The following is an 18279-nucleotide window of genomic DNA, read 5'->3' as shown; positions in this document are numbered from 1 at the left end:
ATATATGCCGAAGAATACGATACTATAAGTGATGCTATAGCAAGAGAGAAGCAACTAAAGAATTGGCATAAACGATGGAAATGGAATCTGGTAAAGCAAAATAATCCAAAGTTAGAGGATTGGTATGATACCTTAAGAGGATGGTAAACAAAAACAGACTAAAAGTCTTTACGTAAGATCCCGAAATAAATTCGGGATGACCTGCTTACAATATTGAGATTGGTATAAAGAAATTTTGTCAACGAAATATCTAAATTCTACACCTGTTACTACAAACAAATCTGGTAGGGACAACTCATGAATTACCCCTACAGGGTTTATAATGTCCTTACTTTTCCGGCATTTCTGAAACAGACTCAATAAAAGAGTGTTCCAGATAGAACTGCTCTAAACCGGCAACGATCTGTTCAGCGATCTTAGATTGAAAATCAGAATCCGTAAGTAAGATCTCTTCTTCAGGATTTGAAATAAATGCCGTTTCAACCAACACATTTGGAAACTCTATAGGAGCATTCAAGGAAAAGTTAAAGCTTCCGGTCAGACCATAATCATCAAGACCTAAGCTCGTCATTCGATCGTACATGATCTCAGCTAATGGCTTAAACGCTATATGTTTATAAAATGAACCTGTGCCCTTTATTTGTAAGGGATCGCTGCCATAACCAATAGAATTGGTATGAATGCTTACCAAAAGGTCTGCTCTTGTTTCAATAGTCATTTCTCTTCTCTCTGACATATAAATATAACTATCGTCTGTTCTTGTCATTATCACTTCAGCGCCGGCATCTTCAAGTTGGGATTTCAATAGCTCCGAAATTTGCAGAGTTACGTCTTTTTCCTGATAACCTGCTGCTCCAAGTGAACCATTATTGCTTCCGCCATGACCTGCATCAACCGCAATAACTCTTCCAGTTAAAGGCTTTACAACGCTTGTGATAGTAGGCGGCCTTTTAATTCTGATATCCATGATGGCACCCCAGCCGTAATCAATGGAATAACCCCAATTTTGAGTGTTATTAAGCTTGATCGTTAAGCGGAACCGGTCATTTTCAACTTGCTCCCAGTCAACACTTTCAATGCCTTCGGAAGTAAGATATTTGATCTTCCAGTTGGTATTAGAAGTAGCACCAAAAATATCTACAATGATCTTATTAGGATCGATCTCCTGAGTAGTTATGTAAGGAAGTTTTTCAGAAAGTGTTACTCTTATCAGGTCGTGTCTCGCATTCCCCGAAACCCTGATATTCCCCGTAAGAGAAGAAACCGGTTCAAGCTCTTCATCCGTTAGCTCAACAAAACGTCTTGGTATCCAAGCATCCAAACTTTCTGAAAGACGCACTTTATACATTCCCTGCTGCATCCCTGTAATATTTAGCTTAACGCCCTCGGGAATGGTTCCATATTTTGTGCCACCCAAACGATCTGTTCCAAGTCCTACATTCAGATATGCATCATCAGTTATTACAACACCGACGATGGGTTCAGGCAAGAAACTTACTTTGAATGTGCTTACTCTTTTGTGGTAACCGAGTAATCCCTTTTTAATTTTGAAGGTAATAGCAGCATCTTTGACCTCATCTCCTTCCCTCACATAATAAGTTCCTCTGTAAACACCTTCTTTTCCCCCAACCAATCTTGGAGAAACTTCTTTCATCTTAATATTATCAGTAAAACCGTTTATGTTGAAATAGGCATCTTCTCCGGGTTTGCCTTGAAATTGAACATTCAAAGCTTCTCCTGGTTCAAGCCAAACATCACTGCCCGGTTCAACCATTAATTCAGATATTATATTTTTACTCAGATCAGGTTCTTCCGGTTTTGGTTGAACCAACATCATGGTGTCTGAAAGGCTTTCACCATTCATTTCTACTCTGAAAATGATATCTGTTGTATCATTATCATGATCGATCATCGCAATAAAAGCGCCGGATGAATACACCTTCGCTCTTTTTCCATTGATGTAAGCTGTTGCTCCCGGATTAGTGTTGGCTGCAACTCTGTATCTGGAGAAAGAATACACAACGGTATCCTGTTCCGGAATTACAATATTAAGATATAGCGAATCATCTTTCGATTCTTCGATTTCCTGCCCTAAAGTAACTGCATTGATTAATATGCAGCTTAAAAAAAGTAGCCCGATCTGCTTCATTGAATTATTTGTATAGATGATATTGTGATGATTTTTTTCTAAACGACTCTACGTCTTTATTGAGATATTCTTCGATATCAGCAACTTTATATGATTCTTTAAATTTGTTTCTGATTTCATTGGTACCCGAAACCTTATCAAACATTGACCAACGGTTCTTTCCTTCTTCAAAGATGTCCATTTCAGGATACATTTGCTTATGAACTTGCATGAAGTAGTACTGTAAACTCATTAAATGTGCTTGAGTATAATCTGAAAAATGGATCTGAACACCATGCAATGTGTTACCCTGATCTCTGCCATAAAATGGTTTGAAAACGATAGGACGAAATTCAACACCCGGGATATTGAGCGCATTCATATTTTCTGCCAGCTTTCTTTCATCGATCCATTCTGCTGCAAAAACCTGAAACGGAAGTGTATATCCAACTCCTTCAGAAAACACTCCCAATTCTCCCATTATACCTGTAGAAACATAAAAATATGCGGAATTTGCGTGAGGAATGTGCGGTGAAGTCGGAATCCAATGTAATCCGGTTTCTTCAAATGTCATTGATCTATCCCATCCTTCCATTTCCACAACAGTCAGATCTACTTTTTTTCCTTCACCAAGCCATCCTTCTTCATTGATCATAATCGCAACTTCCCCCGGCGTCATTCCATACACATATGGAACCGGATACTGACTTACAAAAGAGAAATAACCTTCTTCTGCAATATTACCTTCAATTTTGTTTCCACCCAATGGGTTTGGACGATCCAGAACTACAAACTCGATATCGTGTTCAGCGGCCGCTTCCATAGCTAAGCCCATTGTGCTGATATAAGTATAAGATCTTACGCCAATATCCTGAATGTCATATACAAGCACTTCCACATCTTCGAGCATTTCTTTGGTCGGCTTTCTGGTTTTTCCATACAGAGAATACACCGGAACCTGAGTTACCGGATCTACATAATCATCAACTTTATCTCCTGCCGCAATCTCTCCCCGCGCACCATGTTCGGGACCGTACAAAGCAACAAGCTCAACATTCTCTGCTTCAAAAAGAATATCAATAGTTGGCTTTAATGAAGAACTCAGTCCTGTAGCATTTGTAATCAGGCCTACTTTCTTACCATTCAATACATCAAAATTATTGTTTTGAAGGACCTCAACGCCTGTTTTGATCGGTTCAGTTTGTTTTTGGGTTTGAGCACAAGCGACTCCGAAAAGAAACAAAGTCGTTAATAAAACCAACGGATTTTTGATATTCATATATAGCTTTTTATTACATTTTATTTTCAAATCGGGTTGAAGTTAAACCATCTGAAGTTGAACTTCTGTAACTAAATATTAAATCGATTCTATCAATATAATGAAGGTTAATCAGTCTGTAATAAAAGACTTATCTCTGAAAGAAAAAATTGCTCAATTATTCCTGATCGGATTTCACGGAAATGAGTGCAATAGTGACTCAGAAATATCAAAACTGATCAAAAATGTTAAACCCGGTGGAGTCATTCTTTTTGATAAAGATATGGTATTCAATAAACCGGTTCATAATATCAAATCTCCGGAACAGCTCCAGAATTTAACAACGCAACTTCAAGAAGCTTCCGAGATTCCATTATTTATTGGGATTGATCAGGAAGGTGGGCTTATTAACAGGTTAAAACCTGAATACGGTTTTCCGGTAACCAAGTCTCATCATCAGCTGGGAAACATAGACGACACAACTATAACTCAGCAAGAAGGATCATTGATCGCTGAAGTTCTGAAACAACACGGAATCAATATCAATTTTGCTCCTTGTGTGGATCTTGCTTTAAATGCTGAAAGCTCAATTATCGCAAAACGTGAACGTTGCTTTGGATCGACTTCATCAGATGTAAATAAACATGCAGAAGCTTATGTTAATGGACACCAAAAACATGATGTACTTACTGCTTGCAAACACTTTCCGGGACACGGAAGCGCCGCGGGCGATACACATGCCGGCTTTGTGGATGTAACTGACACCTGGGAAAGTGACGAACTTGAGCCATACAAATACATGATTCAAAAAGACCTTTGTCCTGTTATAATGACATCACACATTTTCAACGGGAATTTTGATGATAAGTACCCTGCAACACTTTCCAAAAAAACCATTCAGGATATACTGAGAGATCAGTTAGGCTTTGATGGCATTGTGATCTCAGACGATATGCAGATGAGAGCGATATCTGATCATTATGGTATGAAAGAATCTCTGAAACTTGGATTAGAAGCTGGAATAGATGTGTTTTGCTACGGAAACAATCTCCTGAAAGAGCAAATAGATCTGGCAGATGCAATCAGCACTATTGAGGAATTAGTAGAAAATGGTGACATCACTGAAGAGAGAATTGACAATTCAGTTAAAAGAATATTACGAGCAAAAGGAGATCTCAATTAGTGATAAGATTAAATAGTTGATCTCTACTCGCTCACTCTTTTAATTGTACATCCCAATGATCTTGTTTGAGATTGAGTTATATCCTGACCAGTAACCATTTGTTCGATCGCATCTTTCAGATAAAAACTCTCCACAGCATCAGCATCACGGGCGTTGTCGTCAATAGCGCCCACATAAACCAGTTTCATGTCAGCATCGAATAAATAAACATGCGGAGTTCGGGTTGCTCCAAAAGCATCTGCAATTTCATGGTCTTTATCTAATGCGTAGCTAAAATCATATTTCATTTTCTTAGCTCTCAGTATCATATCCTCCATCCCATCTCCTCTTTCACGGTAATTTTCATTTGAGTTCAGAGCTATCATACCAACTTCATTTTTAGCTGCAATCTCAGAGATTACTGGATAGCGATCTTCCCAACGATCTACCCACGGGCAAGTATTGCATGAGAATATTACAACAAGTCCATTAGCTTTAGCAGCTTTATCAAGAGTAATATCTTCACCGGAAACCGTTTTCATGCTTTGGTTCATCAGAGGAGCTTCTGATCCTATCGCAAGTTGTTCCATTTGTTGCGACAAGCCTGTACTTATTAATAACAGACTGAATAAAATAACTGATAATAAAATATTTAGCTTTCTCATGATCTTAACCTTCTTCAATTACTTTTAGTAACTCTTGTTCAAATTGTTCATACTCTGCTTTACCTTCCCATTCAGCTGAAATCCTACCATCTCTGGAGTAAATAACTGTATAAGGTAATGCTCCCGACCAGGTTTCAGATACGGTTTGAATAAACTCGTTATCCTTCCCTGTTTTATAATAGGTAGTAAAATTTACATTCTGCTCCTTCAAAAATTCTCTTGCTTCTTCTTTTGCTTCCTCAAAATCTCCCGATACAAAGATCAGTTCAAATTCGTCGTTATAATTCTCTTTCAATTTCATTATGTACGGAAATTCTTCAATACAAGGAATACACCAGGTCGCCCAAAAATTTACCAAGACAGGCTTCTCCCCTTTGTACGACTCGATCTGACTTACCAATTGGGTAGCGCTTGTATCCACCAGTATTTTTTGCTCTTTGGGTTGCGAACATCCAAAAAGTAAAACTGTAAGAAGAATTGCCAAATATCTCATTTAAACCGGTTTCTGATGATTCACTTTTATGTGTCTAGCTGAGTAATTCTTTTAATTCTAATATTGTATCTGAATCTAGTTCAGCCAGATTGAGAGTTAAATAACCTAATTTCTTGTATACACTCAAAAGCTCAGGATCTTTTTTCAAAATTTTAAGGTGCTCTTGTATGGTTCCTACATCTCCACGGGAAATAGGTCCAGTTAACGAACCTTCAAATCCATTCTCTTCAACATTTTTTAATGAAGAATTCGATAATGGAAGCAATGCTTTTAGAGCGGTTTTTTCGTCTACGTCTCCTATCCTTGCTATATCAGTTGCCAACTTTAAAAGCGTAACCAAGTAATTCGCCGAAACAACTGCTGCTGCATGTAATAACGGCTTTGCATCGGGCTTAACAACAAAACTGTGAGCATCCAGATCTTTCGCTAACTGTTCCAAAACCATAAGAGTGGATGAATCTCCTTCCATATCAAACCAAACGCCATCCAATGAACTATCATCATGTGTAACTGCTTTCATTGGGTGAAAAGATGCTGTTCTTGCTCCTCTTTTGGAAACTGACTCTAATACTGAACTATTCAGGGCTCCGGAACAATGCACAATATGTCTTCCTTCAAAAGTCCCAAATGATTCGGAAATTCTTTTCGAAAGTAATTCTATCTCTCCATCCTGGACGGCTAAAAAGATAATTTCTCCCAACTCATCAATGGAATCGGGAAATGAACCTCTTTTAAACTTCGAATGTACGCTGTACCCGGCACTTAAAAGAGCTTTATTTAATGCACCTCCGATTCTTCCAAGACCAAATATTGATATCGAAGGTTTTTCCATCAGACTACTGCTTGGGCTATTGGGATATGAGCAAAACCACCGGTGTAGGTTGTTTTCTCATTTACAGGGGTAAACCAAATGTCAAGATCCCAGTATTTTGAAACCAGAACTCCGGTCATAAAAGCACGGGCTCCTTCTACTTCTTTCTCTTTACTATTCAGATAATGGTGTAAGCCGGATTCATTATTGCTTTCTATCAACCCTTTTAGTTTTTCCAGTTCTGATGGATTTGAACTTGGCAGATCGCAACAAAAAACTAATAAAGCGTTTCGATTTCTGAACAGCTCATCCAAAGCAAATGCCAATTCTTTGATAATGGCCGGATCGTAATCTCCTATTTGAATGCTTACCACATCAAAGTTATCCTGGCATACCTGCAACATCATCAATTGAGTATACAAGCTCATCTCATCGCTCATGCCTCCATCATTTATATAAAAATCATCTTCTTCATCACACAACTCATTTCTGAGTTTATCATTTACAGATACTTCACCAAATGGAGTAGTAAAAGAATGATTTGAAGGAATACTTAATTTCTTTTCAAGTTCACCATTGTAAGATTCTATAACAACAAGTGTGTCATAGTCTGAAGAACAAATGTTCTTATAAATGGATGTTAATTCTTCAGGATTATCGGGGTCTATATGAGTTGGAACAAAAAGCATCTTTATGTTTTTCAGTCCGCTGGTAACCGGAACCGTTTTGTTCAATGATGTTTCAAGTTCCTCTCTGGAAATATTTGCAAAAGCCATGTGCTGATATTTTATTTAACTCTTAGGCATAAAAAAACCTGAAGACACTAATCCCATTAGATGAGATTAAGTCTCTTCAGGTCTACATACTACAGAACCGTTTTTTAAAGCTTTAATAAGCAATAGAAATTTGGTGATTCAGTTCTTGGAAACTACAAATTTGAAATGTTTTTTCATCATTAATTCTTACTAAGAATTCAATTTCGCTTTTTTTCTGTATTTCCAGCTCTTTTAAGTTTGTTCTCAGCCCCGTTCCCAAACATTTTACTGCAGCTTCTTTTATCGTCCAAAGCAATATGGGATCCTCATCAGAAAACACTTCCCATTCCGATTCCCCAAGTATTCTCTTCACAACTCTTTGGTCTACTTTTCTGTCCAACCATTCAGTATCTAAACCAATATCCACCGATTCAGAAATCGCACAAAAAACATGTTTTTTCGAATGACTAAAACTCACGAAGAGTTTTTCATTTTCATTTTGAGCGTATGGCTTACCTAATGGATGTTTGAATATTTCGTGATCTGAATTTAATCCCGAAACGGACAACATCTCTTTAAAGAGATGGCGTGCTGACAAGTATTCATTTTTTCTTTGCTGATTGGTGAAACCATTCCACTCTTTTTGTTCGTCTTCAGAAAGCATTTCATCAGATAAACCGGATCTGATCTCTGTATATCCCAAAATTACATGTTCAGGAAAGTCAGTTATTGAAGATGTATTCAGCAGTTCCAAAAGATTGAATAAAGATTAAGGTTAATGCCACAATTTTCCGCTTAATTCGGTATTTTCAGTGCTTCTGATTCGCAACACAACTTATTAATTAAACGATTACATGTCGAACCAAGAACTTACACATTCTGAACAAGAAGAAATACGCCGCGAAAAACTTACTGAACTTAACAAACTTGGAGTAAATCCTTACCCATACTCCTTCGATGTAACCCATTCAAGTAAACAGATCTTAGCTGATGAAAACCTGATCAGAGATGAAGAATCAAATCCTGAGTCAGAAGTCGTCTCCGTTGCAGGAAGAGTAATGACTCGCCGTATTATGGGGAAAGCTGCTTTCTTTAATCTTCAGGATTCCGAAGGAACTATTCAGATCTATATTCGCCGTGATGATGTAGGTGTTGAAAATTACAATACGGTTTTCAAAAAGATGGTAGACATTGGTGATATCGTCGGTATTAAAGGTTTTGTTTTCAAAACACGTACTGGTGAAACTACCGTGCACGCCGAAGAATTTGAGTTTCTGACCAAAACGCTTCGCCCTATTCCAATTCCAAAAGAAGTGGAAAATGAAGATGGTGAGAAAGTAGTGTATGATGCTTTTGCGGATAAAGAATTGCGTTACCGTCAGCGTTATGTTGATCTGATCGTAAATACTGAAGTGCGTGATACTTTCAGAAAACGCACAAAGCTTGTACAAACCATGAGAAACTTCATGAATGACCGTGGTTATATGGAAGTTGAAACGCCAATACTTCAACCTGTATATGGTGGTGCTTCAGCAAAGCCATTTGTTACTCATCATAATTCTTTGGATATGGATCTGTATCTGAGAATTGCTAACGAATTGTATTTGAAGCGACTTATTGTAGGTGGTTTCGATGGCGTTTATGAATTCTCAAAAGATTTCAGAAATGAAGGTCTTTCCAGGTTTCATAATCCCGAGTTCACGCAAGTTGAGTTGTATGTTGCTTACAAAGATTACAACTGGATGATGGACTTCACTGAAAAAATGATCGAACAAGTAGCTCTTGATCTTCATGGTTCTACCACAGTAACTGTTGGTGAGCATAAGATTGATTTCAAAGCGCCTTGGCCAAGAATTCCCCTACTGGAAGCCATTGAGAAAGAAACAGGCAAAGATCTTTCAGGCATGGAACTGGATGAAATGAAGAAAGTAGCCAAAGAACTTCACATCGAAATTGATGAAAGCTTTGGTAAAGGTAAGATCATTGATGAGATCTTCGGCGAATATGTAGAATCTAAATTGATCCAGCCTACTTTTATTACCGATTATCCAATTGAAATGAGCCCGCTTACAAAAAAGCATCGTTCAAAAGAAGGATTGGTGGAACGCTTTGAGTGTATTTGTAATGGAAAAGAGATCGCAAATGCATACACTGAGCTAAATGATCCTATCGATCAGAGAGAACGTCTTGAAGAACAAGCTTCGCTGCGTGCAGGCGGTGACGATGAAGCAATGACCATCGACGAAGATTTTATTCGTGCATTGGAATACGGAATGCCTCCTACTGCCGGAATAGGAATTGGAATTGATCGTTTAGCGATGATTATGACGAATTCTGCATCCATCAGAGACGTACTTTTCTTCCCACAAATGAAACCGGAATAATCGCTGTGCGAAAATTTCAAAACTCAAATATCAAATTACAGCCATATAGTTTTAATTTGATGTTATTTGAAATTTGTACATTGGAATTTGAAATTTAATTCTATGAATTTTGAGTGGTATTTAGCGCTGCGTTATTTTAAAGGCAATCGAAAAGGTGCTCGCTTTTTATCGTTCATTAAGATCATGTCCATAACAGGAGTCGCTATTGGCTCTGCCGGATTGTTGATCGCGCTATCGGTGGTTCATGGTTTTAAATCCACTATCAACAATAAAGTATTGGGGTTTGCGCCTCATTACACTGTTTCATCTCAATCTTTCATAAGAACAACGCTGGAACGTGCCGACACACTGGTCACTTATCTGGATAAAAGACATCCTGAGATCCTTGAAAAACAGGCGGTGATACAAGGTCAGGTAATGATCCAAACCAAGGATGAGATAAGCGGAACTATTCTTAAAGGTGTAAATAAAGATGGTGGCGTATCAAATTTAACCCAGTATGTTAATACAGGACAATTTGATCTTTCTGAACAAGAAAACGGAATGTTTGGAATTGTAATTGGTTCAAAACTTGCGTCACAATTAACTGCCGGTATTGGAGATATTGTAACAACGTACACAGTCAATGAAGTGCCCTCTTTGATCAGTTCACCTGAGATCAAGCAATTTCTTGTCACCGGAATTTATCAAACCGGAATAGACCAATTTGATGATGTTTTTGTAATTGTTGAAAGAGAACAAGCTCGTGAACTATTTAATCTCTCTCCAACCGAAGCACATGCTATTGAATTAAAACTAAAGGATGAGAACTCCATAAATTCTTTTGAAGAAAAACTTAATAATTCGCTTTCATTTCCTTTTTTCTCAGAGTCCATTTTACAAAAATTTTATTCCATCTTTGCATGGGTTGAACTTCAGGAACAAATGATCCCACTTGTGATCGGTGTCATGATCATTGTAGCTGCGTTCAATCTTATTGGAACAGTTTTAATGATGATCCTTGAACGAACCCGCGATATTGGTATTCTTAAGACCATTGGTACAAAATCCTCCATTGTAAGAAAGATTTTTTTACTGGAAGGACTGTTGGTCTCTTTTGTTGGAATGATCTTTGGAGTAATAATTTCTCTGCTTTTTGCCTATTTGCAGTTAGAATTTCAAATTATTCCGCTTTCTGAAGAGAATTACTACATGAGTTATGTGCCGGTAGAGCCTCATCTTCTTGATTTCCTGATAGTCACAGTTGTTACTTTTGTATTATGCGGATTGGCTTCGTGGATTCCGGCCAGAATAGCCGCTAAAACTGATCCCCTTAAGGTTATCTCATACGGACGTTAAGTCTTTCCGAATCATTTCCTAATTAATTCGAGCAATTCAAATATTCTGCTCCCCCTTTTACTCATTCATACTTTTTTATTTGACAATCTCATCATTTATTGTTTCTAATTAATTAATTGAGAATAATAAAAGAGGGTACATGAGAAACATATTAGATACTAAAAAAAGCATATTTGTCGGTTTAATTTTTGGGATTTTAACCATTGCTCCCGTACAGAAGTTAACAGCTCAACAAGCCGGTGGCGCAACAGAACAACAGCTAAACCAATCCGATCATGCTGAACAAACTCAAAGATTTTATAAAGGAATTTTTAGTGCTGATGAAACCACATTTAATACTACGGTCTATACTTTTAATGACATTACTATATTTTCCTATTTCAACGACACCGATATCCTGATAACAAGCTCTGCCGGGGATACTGTCTTTACAGATACACTGGCAGCAAATGGATTTACTACCTTCAACGCCAATAGCGGCATTTTCAGAATTAGTAGTGGTAAATCGTACACAGCTTTAGTAGGTGATGCCATATCGAATCTGGTTCAGGGATATTTTGCAATCGATCAAAGTGGAAGAGGAACTTCTACCCTTTTAAATACATACATGGTCGGAAGTTTTCAGGGAGAAGAACGTTTCATCGTTTTCGGTTATCAGGACAACACAAGTTTTAATATTAAGAACTTGTCGACCGGAGACATACTTTTTGCCGGAGTTCTGAATAAGGGTGAACATTACACATTGCCTGCTACACCGCACAGAACTTATTTACAAGTTTCAGCCAGCAAACCTGTTTCAGCTTTATCGTACGGTGATCAGGATTATTATGTACCGGCAGCAAATGGCAGATTTTCAGGCACTACATTTTATGGGTTTTCGGCACACATCGGAAATTGGACAAACAGCATAACAGTTTCATCTTATCATGACAACAATATCGTTTACGCCTTTAATTCTGAGACCGGAGATACTTTAGTAGCTGATACTTTAGGACAGGGTGAAGTGTTTACCTATCCTATAACTCAGGAAACTTATTGGGAAGTCGAAGCTCAGAAAACAGTTACAGTAGCAAATATTCCTTATTCAGGTTGGACAGGAAACTACTTCTATATGACAAGAGCCATGGATGAAACAGGAATTGGTGCCGGAAAGCTATTCTATGTTCCAACCATAAACTCCAGAATGGATATCTTTTCGTTTGATGATGACAATGAAGTCATGATCACTTATTTAGGTGATAAAGAAGATTATCCATACACCGCTACAAAAGACACTGTTTATGAAGGCACGCTCAATGCAGGTGAAGGATATAACTTCTTTACATTAAGCGGAAACCATGTTTATAAAGTAGAGTCTACAGGAAACTCTTCTGTTCTTCAGAGTAATGGTGGAGCTGGGGCTGATTTCATGCCGCTTAGTTTTGCTCAGGAGCTTCCGGATTTGGCTATTAGTGAGGATGGTTTATCATTCACTCCTCCTGATAGTGTTTTTGGTGAAGGAGATGCAGTAACTGTTTCACTTGTTGTTAGAAATTTTGGACCTGTTGATGCGGAAAATGTAGTTGTAGCTCTTTATGATGGCGATATTTCCAGCGAAGGAACCGCCCCTGTTATTGGTTTTGAAGAAATTCCTCTGGTTGCTGCACAGGATTCGGCAATAATTAGTGTTGATTTCATTGTTCCCCGTGATCCTGAATTCAGAACATTATCTCTTCAAGTTGATCCTGAAGACCTGATTCAAGAATCAAATAGTTCAAATAACACTATCATAAGACCTCTTGTACCTAATAAAGATCTACTTCCTCCTCTTCCTATTTCAGTTACTGCTCCAAGTGGTTTAGAGATCGAGGAAGATAGTCTTGCAGGGAATCCTTTTAAAGTCACAGCAAACATTTTTAATCAAGGAACTGTTGATGCTGAAAATGTAGTCGTAAAGATCGCATTATTTGACGGACTCACTTTAGTAGGTGAAGACTCAGTTATTAATGAAGCTGCACTTCCGGGACAACAATCTCTTACTGTGGAATGGATGGTCAGAGCGGATAAAAACGTTTCAGGACCGAATAGATATACAGTATCGGTTGATGCTGATAACGCAGAAGCGAAGCAAGCAAACCGTTCTATAAGCATTCCTGATCTTATCGCTCCATCTGCTCCGTCTAATTTGAGTTCAATGATCTCGCCTGACAACGAGAATAACATTACTTTGAATTGGTCATTGAATTCAGAAACCGATCTGGCCGGCTATTTAGTGTATTATGGATCAGAAAGCGGTGTATATGATGGAGTTGATGCAAATGAAGGAGAATCTCCGATCACAATATCAACTTTTGAGGAATTCGAATTATCGGGTTTACCTGATGGAGGTTCTCAATATTTCTTTGTGGTAAAAGCATTTGATTTATCAGGAAACCTAAGTGAAGCTTCTAATGAATCCAGTACAACCATTACCACGGATATTTTTGACGAAACTGAAACTCCTGAACAATATTTTATTGAGCAGAATTACCCAAATCCGTTTAACCCTTCTACAAATATAACTTATAAAGTACCTGAAACAGCGAATGTTACTATCACTTTGTATGATATGTTGGGAAGAAAGCTTTCTACTTTAGTTAACGAACGTAAAACGGCCGGGTCGTACCAAATAACTCTTGATATGAGTTCTTATTCGAGCGGTATCTATTTATATCGTATGCAGTCTGGTACATTTATTAAAACCAGAAGGCTTACCCTCATTAAATAATCTGTTTCATATTTTTAAAGCCGGATCCTTAAAAAAGATCCGGCTTTTTTTGTTTTAAGAAATATGAATTCTAATTTCAGACATGATAAACTTTCAACCTCTGCGGATCACATCAGGATGGACTATAGAATGGAATACGTTTATGAAAACGGATCCTCATCCGGATGATATGGCTGACTTTTCAGGAAGTAGCTTGCTACATGCCTATAACAGAAACATGAAAAGAGCGATTAATTTAGAATGGAGGCCTGAAGAAGATTACGATGGTGAATTTATCCTCAGAGTAATCAATCTTGAAGAGCACTATAACTCAAAAACCCAGGATTTTGATCTGGTTGGTGATTGGGAAAATCCTCATTATGAATTTTGTTCCAAAGACCGATTAAAAGTTGTATCCGAAATTGAGGAATTGATGCTACAACTTCCGCCTTACGAAGATCCCAGAATTCTTAAATCACGAGGCGTGGTGGATGATGAAGCGGAACACATCAGAATAAAATTGCTCGAAACAAAGATCTCTGATGAAGTCAGGTCTGAAATTTTGAATTCCGATCACAAAAAACTGCAGGATCTGTTGTTAGATCATACAGATGTAAAAAGAGAAGATCTGCTTTTTTTATCCGAACATGGTACTGTTAAAGGAATAAGAAATAAAGCGAGTCAAAAACTAAACAGTAAACCATTTCGAAATTAAAAGTGATACAATATGAGAATTAAATTATCTGAAGAATTAGAGCTTTCCGGAATCATTCATGGCCAAATGAGATTGCTGGAATGGAATTTATCTGATCAGGAACTTCTAAGTTTTATAGAACAATGCTTAGACTTAGGAGTAACATCCTTTGACCATGCTGATATATACGGAGACTATGGATGTGAAAAGAAATTCGGGGATGCACTGAAATTAGATTCCTCTCTAAGAGATAAGATCGAAATAATTACCAAGTGCGGTATTATGAAGTTATCTGATAAATTTCCTCAGCGCTCAATTGGTTATTATGATTATAGCTATGAACACATAATTCAGTCTGCTGAACTTTCTCTAAAAAATCTATCCACCGATCATATTGATGTTTTTCTGCTTCACCGCCCCGCCCCTTTCTTTGATCCCGCTAAAGTCGCAAAAGCATTCGACGATCTTTACAGATCGGGAAAAGTAAAACACTTTGGCGTTTCAAATTTTTCTCCAATGCAATTCGAATCATTGCAATCACATTTGGATCAAAAATTGGTTACCAATCAGGTTGAGATATCACCTTACAATCTCGAACATTTTGATAACGGAAATATTGATTTCTTTTTAAAGGAAGGAATTAAACCTATGGCATGGTCCCCTTTAGCCGGTGGAGCTATATTTGATCCAAAAGAAGAAAAAGGACATCGCTTAGCAAAAACTTTAAGAGAGGTAGCTGAAGAACTTGATCAGCAGCATATCGATTCTGTGATCTATGCCTGGCTATTAAATCATCCTGCTCAAATTCTACCAATTGTAGGTTCAGGTAAGATAGAACGAATTAATTCAGCTGTACAAGCTGAAAAAATAAAGATGAGTTTAGAGCAATGGTACAAGATATGGGTGGCTTCCAAAGGACATAGAGTTCCATAAAAAAAGCTCTGCCGAATAATCAACAGAGCTTTTAGATTTTCTAAGTAGGACCAATCAATTCAATACAGAATCAACAGGTTCCCAATCCATACCAAATGCTTCTGCTACATCATCATATACGATGATACCGTTTGCAATATTCAAACCCTGAAGCAATTCTTTATCATCTTTAAGAGCTTGTTTCCAGCCCTTGTTTGCAAGTGCAACAGCATACGGAAGCGTTACATTTGTTAAACCTAAAGTAGAAGTGTAAGGAACCGCTCCCGGCATATTTGCAACACAGTAATGAACTACATCCTCTACAAAATATACAGGATCAGTATGTGTAGTTGGTTTTGATGTTTCAAAACATCCACCCTGATCGATAGCAACATCAACAAGAACAGTACCAGGACGCATTTCTTTTAACATTTCTCTGGTGATCAAATGCGGAGCTTTTGCACCCGGCTTTAAAACAGCGCCGATGATCACATCAACACTAGGCAACATTGCACGGATGTTCGCTTCTGAAGAAAAGAACGTGTGAATATTTTTTGGCATAACATCATCCAGATAACGAAGTCTTGGCATATTGATATCCATGATCGTAGTATCAGCTCCCATACCTGCAGCGATCTTAGCAGCATTCACACCTACTATTCCACCACCTAAAACCAGTACTTTAGCAGGTTGTACTCCGGGAATTCCTCCCATCAACATACCACGACCGCCTTTTGGCTTTTCCAGATAAACAGCTCCTTCCTGAGCAGCCATTCTTCCTGCAACTTCACTCATCGGAATTAACAAAGGAAGTGATCCGTCTGCTTTTTCTACAGTTTCGTATGCAATAGCAATACATTTTGAATCAACAACCGCTTTGGTCAGGGCTTCATCAGCAGCGAAATGGAAATAAGTAAAAATAACCTGTCCTTCTCTCATTCGCGGATATTCTTCAGCGATAGGCTCTTTTACTTTCATGATCATATCAGCACGCTTCCACACTTCTTCTACATCATCAACTATGGTTGCACCTGCTTCAATATAATCTTCATCAAAAAAACCACTTCCAATACCTGCGCCTTTTTGTATTAAAACCTCATGTCCATTGCGTTTCATTTGCAATGCGCCACCCGGTTGAAGAGCGATTCGGTTTTCGTGTGTTTTAATTTCTTTCGGTACACCAATAATCATAACGTTGGGAATTTAGTTGCTTAAAATTTTGAAAGACTTAAAGGTAGGTATTTTTCATAAAAAAACGCTTCCATTTTTTTGTTAAATGTTTAATTTGGGAATCTTCAAACTTAATAATGACTCTTATCTCCGGTTTGTTAACCTTTACGGCTTCAAAAACCCTTTATAATTAATTTATGTATAGAAAAACCTTCTTTTTGCTGTGTTCTGTTGTATTAGTTCTGAATTGTCAGTTTCTAAAACCTACACAGAATGTTACTACTCCAACGCACCCGGAAATACAAAGAGAATTCAGAGCTGCCTGGGTAGCTACTGTTGATAACATTAACTGGCCCAGTTCTCCGGGCTTGCCCGTTACTGTTCAGAAAGAAGAAGCTTTAGAAATACTTGACCTGTTGGCTGATAATAATTTTAACGCTGTAATATTTCAGGTAAGACCCCAAGCTGATGCTTTATATGAAAGTGAGCTGGAGCCTTGGTCTTATTATCTAACAGGAGAACAAGGAGAATCTCCCTTTCCCTACTACGACCCGCTTGATTTCTGGATCGATGAAGCACATAAACGTGGATTGGAACTGCACGTGTGGCTAAACCCATACAGAGCTCACCATCCGAAAGGAGGAATTGTTTCAGATAACTCACTCGTAAACACTAAAAGTGATCTTGTTGTAGAATTGAAAAATGGTTATTGGTGGTTTGACCCTTCCATGAAAGAAACTCAGGATCATGGTATCGATGTAGTAATGGATATTGTTAAACGCTACGATATAGATGGTGTTCATTTTGATGATTACTTCTATCCATACCCTTCATATAACAATGATGAAGATTTCCCGGACGACAAAAGCTGGAATGAATATGTTGAAAATGGCGGAGATTTAAGTCGAGGAGATTGGCGCAGAAACTCAGTAAATCAATTCATTGAAAATATTTACACCTCAATTAAAAAAGAAAAGCCATTCGTAAAGTTTGGATTGAGTCCATTTGGTATCTGGCGACCAGGACATCCTTCATCTATTCAGGGATTTGATCAATATGACGTTTTATATGCAGATGCTAAATTGTGGCTAAACGAGGGTTGGATAGATTATTTCTCCCCTCAGCTATACTGGCCTGTTAATCAGGTTGAGCAAAGTTTTCCTGTACTGTTGGGTTGGTGGGCAGAACAAAACTATAAAAACAGGCATGTTTGGCCCGGAATCAGTATCGGACGATTCCAAGGTGAGAAACAGGCTGATGAAATACTTAACAATATCATGATAACCAGAGGAATGCTCCCGGAAGCGCCCGGCTTGGTGCACTGGAGTGTAGCTCCGTTAATAGGAAACGACTCCCTTCAAACGGAGTTAAAAACCAAGCCTTACAGAAAAAAAGCAGTGGTTCCATCACTTTCGTGGCTTGACCAAAAAAACTCCGGTATACCAGATGTTAACTATGACTTTTCTGAAGAAAACGTTTCTGTTTCACTTAATAATCCTGAAACAGAAATATCCAACTGGATAGTTTATTATAAGTACGATGATACCTGGTCTGAAAGAATTCTGAGTAAAAAAAGAAAACAACTGGTACTTCCATATACGATAGAAGTTCAAACAGAGAGTGATGATTCTCTGAAAGTAACTGAAGTTTCTCTGCTTCAGGAAATTCAAGTTACTTATATAGACAGGTTCGGATTTGAAAGTGAAGCATCGGTCAGAAATCTGGAGAAATAAAACCATTTTACGAATGCGGTTTCTTTTTTTACATACTTTCGTTCAATCAAA

15 protein-coding genes are annotated in these 18279 nt (G+C 37.9%); 7 read left to right on the top strand and 8 right to left on the bottom strand.

All coding sequences use genetic code 11. The features are described 5' to 3' along the window. Positions 1-328: 328 nt before the first annotated feature. A complete protein-coding gene (locus A8B79_RS03315; RefSeq protein ID WP_066217934.1) occupies positions 329-2149 on the bottom strand; it encodes an N-acetylmuramoyl-L-alanine amidase in 1821 nt (606 codons plus the stop codon). 4 nt (positions 2150-2153) lie between these two features. After that, positions 2154-3407: an exo-beta-N-acetylmuramidase NamZ family protein gene (locus tag A8B79_RS03310; RefSeq protein WP_066217932.1), complete on the bottom strand. Its 1254-nt coding sequence runs from the start codon at positions 3405-3407 to the stop codon at positions 2154-2156. A 100-nt stretch (positions 3408-3507) separates the two neighbouring features. Here A8B79_RS03310 and A8B79_RS03305 point away from each other — a divergent pair, with 100 nt between their 5' ends. Next, a complete protein-coding gene (locus A8B79_RS03305; protein ID WP_066217930.1) occupies positions 3508-4569 on the top strand; it encodes a glycoside hydrolase family 3 protein in 1062 nt (353 codons plus the stop codon). 23 nt (positions 4570-4592) lie between these two features. Here A8B79_RS03305 and A8B79_RS03300 read toward each other — a convergent pair whose 3' ends face one another. The 5 genes from A8B79_RS03300 to A8B79_RS03280 form a co-directional block, all read right to left on the bottom strand. Continuing rightward, positions 4593-5213, bottom strand: a complete 621-nt coding sequence (locus A8B79_RS03300; protein ID WP_066217928.1) for a redoxin family protein — start codon at positions 5211-5213, stop codon at positions 4593-4595. A gap of 4 nt (positions 5214-5217) precedes the next feature. Then, positions 5218-5706: a TlpA family protein disulfide reductase gene (locus tag A8B79_RS03295; protein WP_066217927.1), complete on the bottom strand. Its 489-nt coding sequence runs from the start codon at positions 5704-5706 to the stop codon at positions 5218-5220. A 34-nt stretch (positions 5707-5740) separates the two neighbouring features. Beyond that, positions 5741-6538 carry a Rossmann-like and DUF2520 domain-containing protein gene (locus A8B79_RS03290; protein ID WP_066217926.1) on the bottom strand — a complete coding sequence of 266 codons (798 nt, stop codon included), beginning with the start codon at positions 6536-6538 and terminating at the stop codon, positions 5741-5743. Continuing rightward, the gene (gene amrB / locus A8B79_RS03285) at positions 6538-7293 is read right to left on the bottom strand and encodes an AmmeMemoRadiSam system protein B (protein WP_066217924.1); all 756 of its coding nucleotides are present in this window, start codon (positions 7291-7293) and stop codon (positions 6538-6540) included. Before amrB ends, A8B79_RS03290 begins: the two co-directional genes overlap by 1 nt. 112 nt (positions 7294-7405) lie before the next feature. Further along, positions 7406-8026, bottom strand: a complete 621-nt coding sequence (locus tag A8B79_RS03280; RefSeq protein WP_066217922.1) for a 4'-phosphopantetheinyl transferase family protein — start codon at positions 8024-8026, stop codon at positions 7406-7408. Positions 8027-8126: 100 nt separating this feature from the next. On the opposite strand from A8B79_RS03280, the gene lysS reads away from it, so the two are divergent. The 5 genes from lysS (at position 8127) to A8B79_RS03255 (ending at position 15346) form a co-directional block, all read left to right on the top strand. Then, on the top strand, positions 8127-9656 hold the full coding sequence (lysS, locus tag A8B79_RS03275) for a lysine--tRNA ligase (RefSeq protein ID WP_066217920.1): 1530 nt from the start codon (positions 8127-8129) through the stop codon (positions 9654-9656). Between the two features lie 102 nt (positions 9657-9758). Further along, the gene (locus A8B79_RS03270; protein ID WP_066217917.1) at positions 9759-10994 is read left to right on the top strand and encodes an ABC transporter permease; all 1236 of its coding nucleotides are present in this window, start codon (positions 9759-9761) and stop codon (positions 10992-10994) included. A 139-nt stretch (positions 10995-11133) separates the two neighbouring features. Next, entirely contained in the window at positions 11134-13740 is a 2607-nt protein-coding gene (locus A8B79_RS03265; RefSeq protein WP_066217911.1) for a CARDB domain-containing protein, read from the top strand. An 82-nt stretch (positions 13741-13822) separates the two neighbouring features. Further along, entirely contained in the window at positions 13823-14434 is a 612-nt protein-coding gene (locus A8B79_RS03260; protein WP_082894045.1) for a hypothetical protein, read from the top strand. A 12-nt stretch (positions 14435-14446) separates the two neighbouring features. Next, a complete protein-coding gene (locus tag A8B79_RS03255; RefSeq protein WP_066217906.1) occupies positions 14447-15346 on the top strand; it encodes an aldo/keto reductase in 900 nt (299 codons plus the stop codon). A gap of 54 nt (positions 15347-15400) precedes the next feature. Here the strand turns inward: A8B79_RS03255 and ald are convergent, their stop codons facing one another. Next, positions 15401-16516 (bottom strand): alanine dehydrogenase, encoded by a 1116-nt coding sequence (gene ald, locus A8B79_RS03250; protein WP_066217904.1) that lies wholly within the window; start codon positions 16514-16516, stop codon positions 15401-15403. Positions 16517-16692: 176 nt separating this feature from the next. On the opposite strand from ald, the gene A8B79_RS03245 reads away from it, so the two are divergent. Beyond that, complete coding sequence (locus A8B79_RS03245; RefSeq protein ID WP_066217902.1) at positions 16693-18228, top strand: glycoside hydrolase family 10 protein; 1536 nt, start codon at positions 16693-16695, stop codon at positions 18226-18228. Positions 18229-18279: the final 51 nt, after the last annotated feature.

The organism is Balneola sp. EhC07 (assembly GCF_001650905.1).
In the GTDB taxonomy this organism is placed as follows: Bacteria; Bacteroidota; Rhodothermia; order Balneolales; family Balneolaceae; genus Balneola.
The sequence above is the reverse complement of the archived record's forward strand: the minus strand, read 5'-3'. Positions and strand labels throughout refer to the sequence as shown.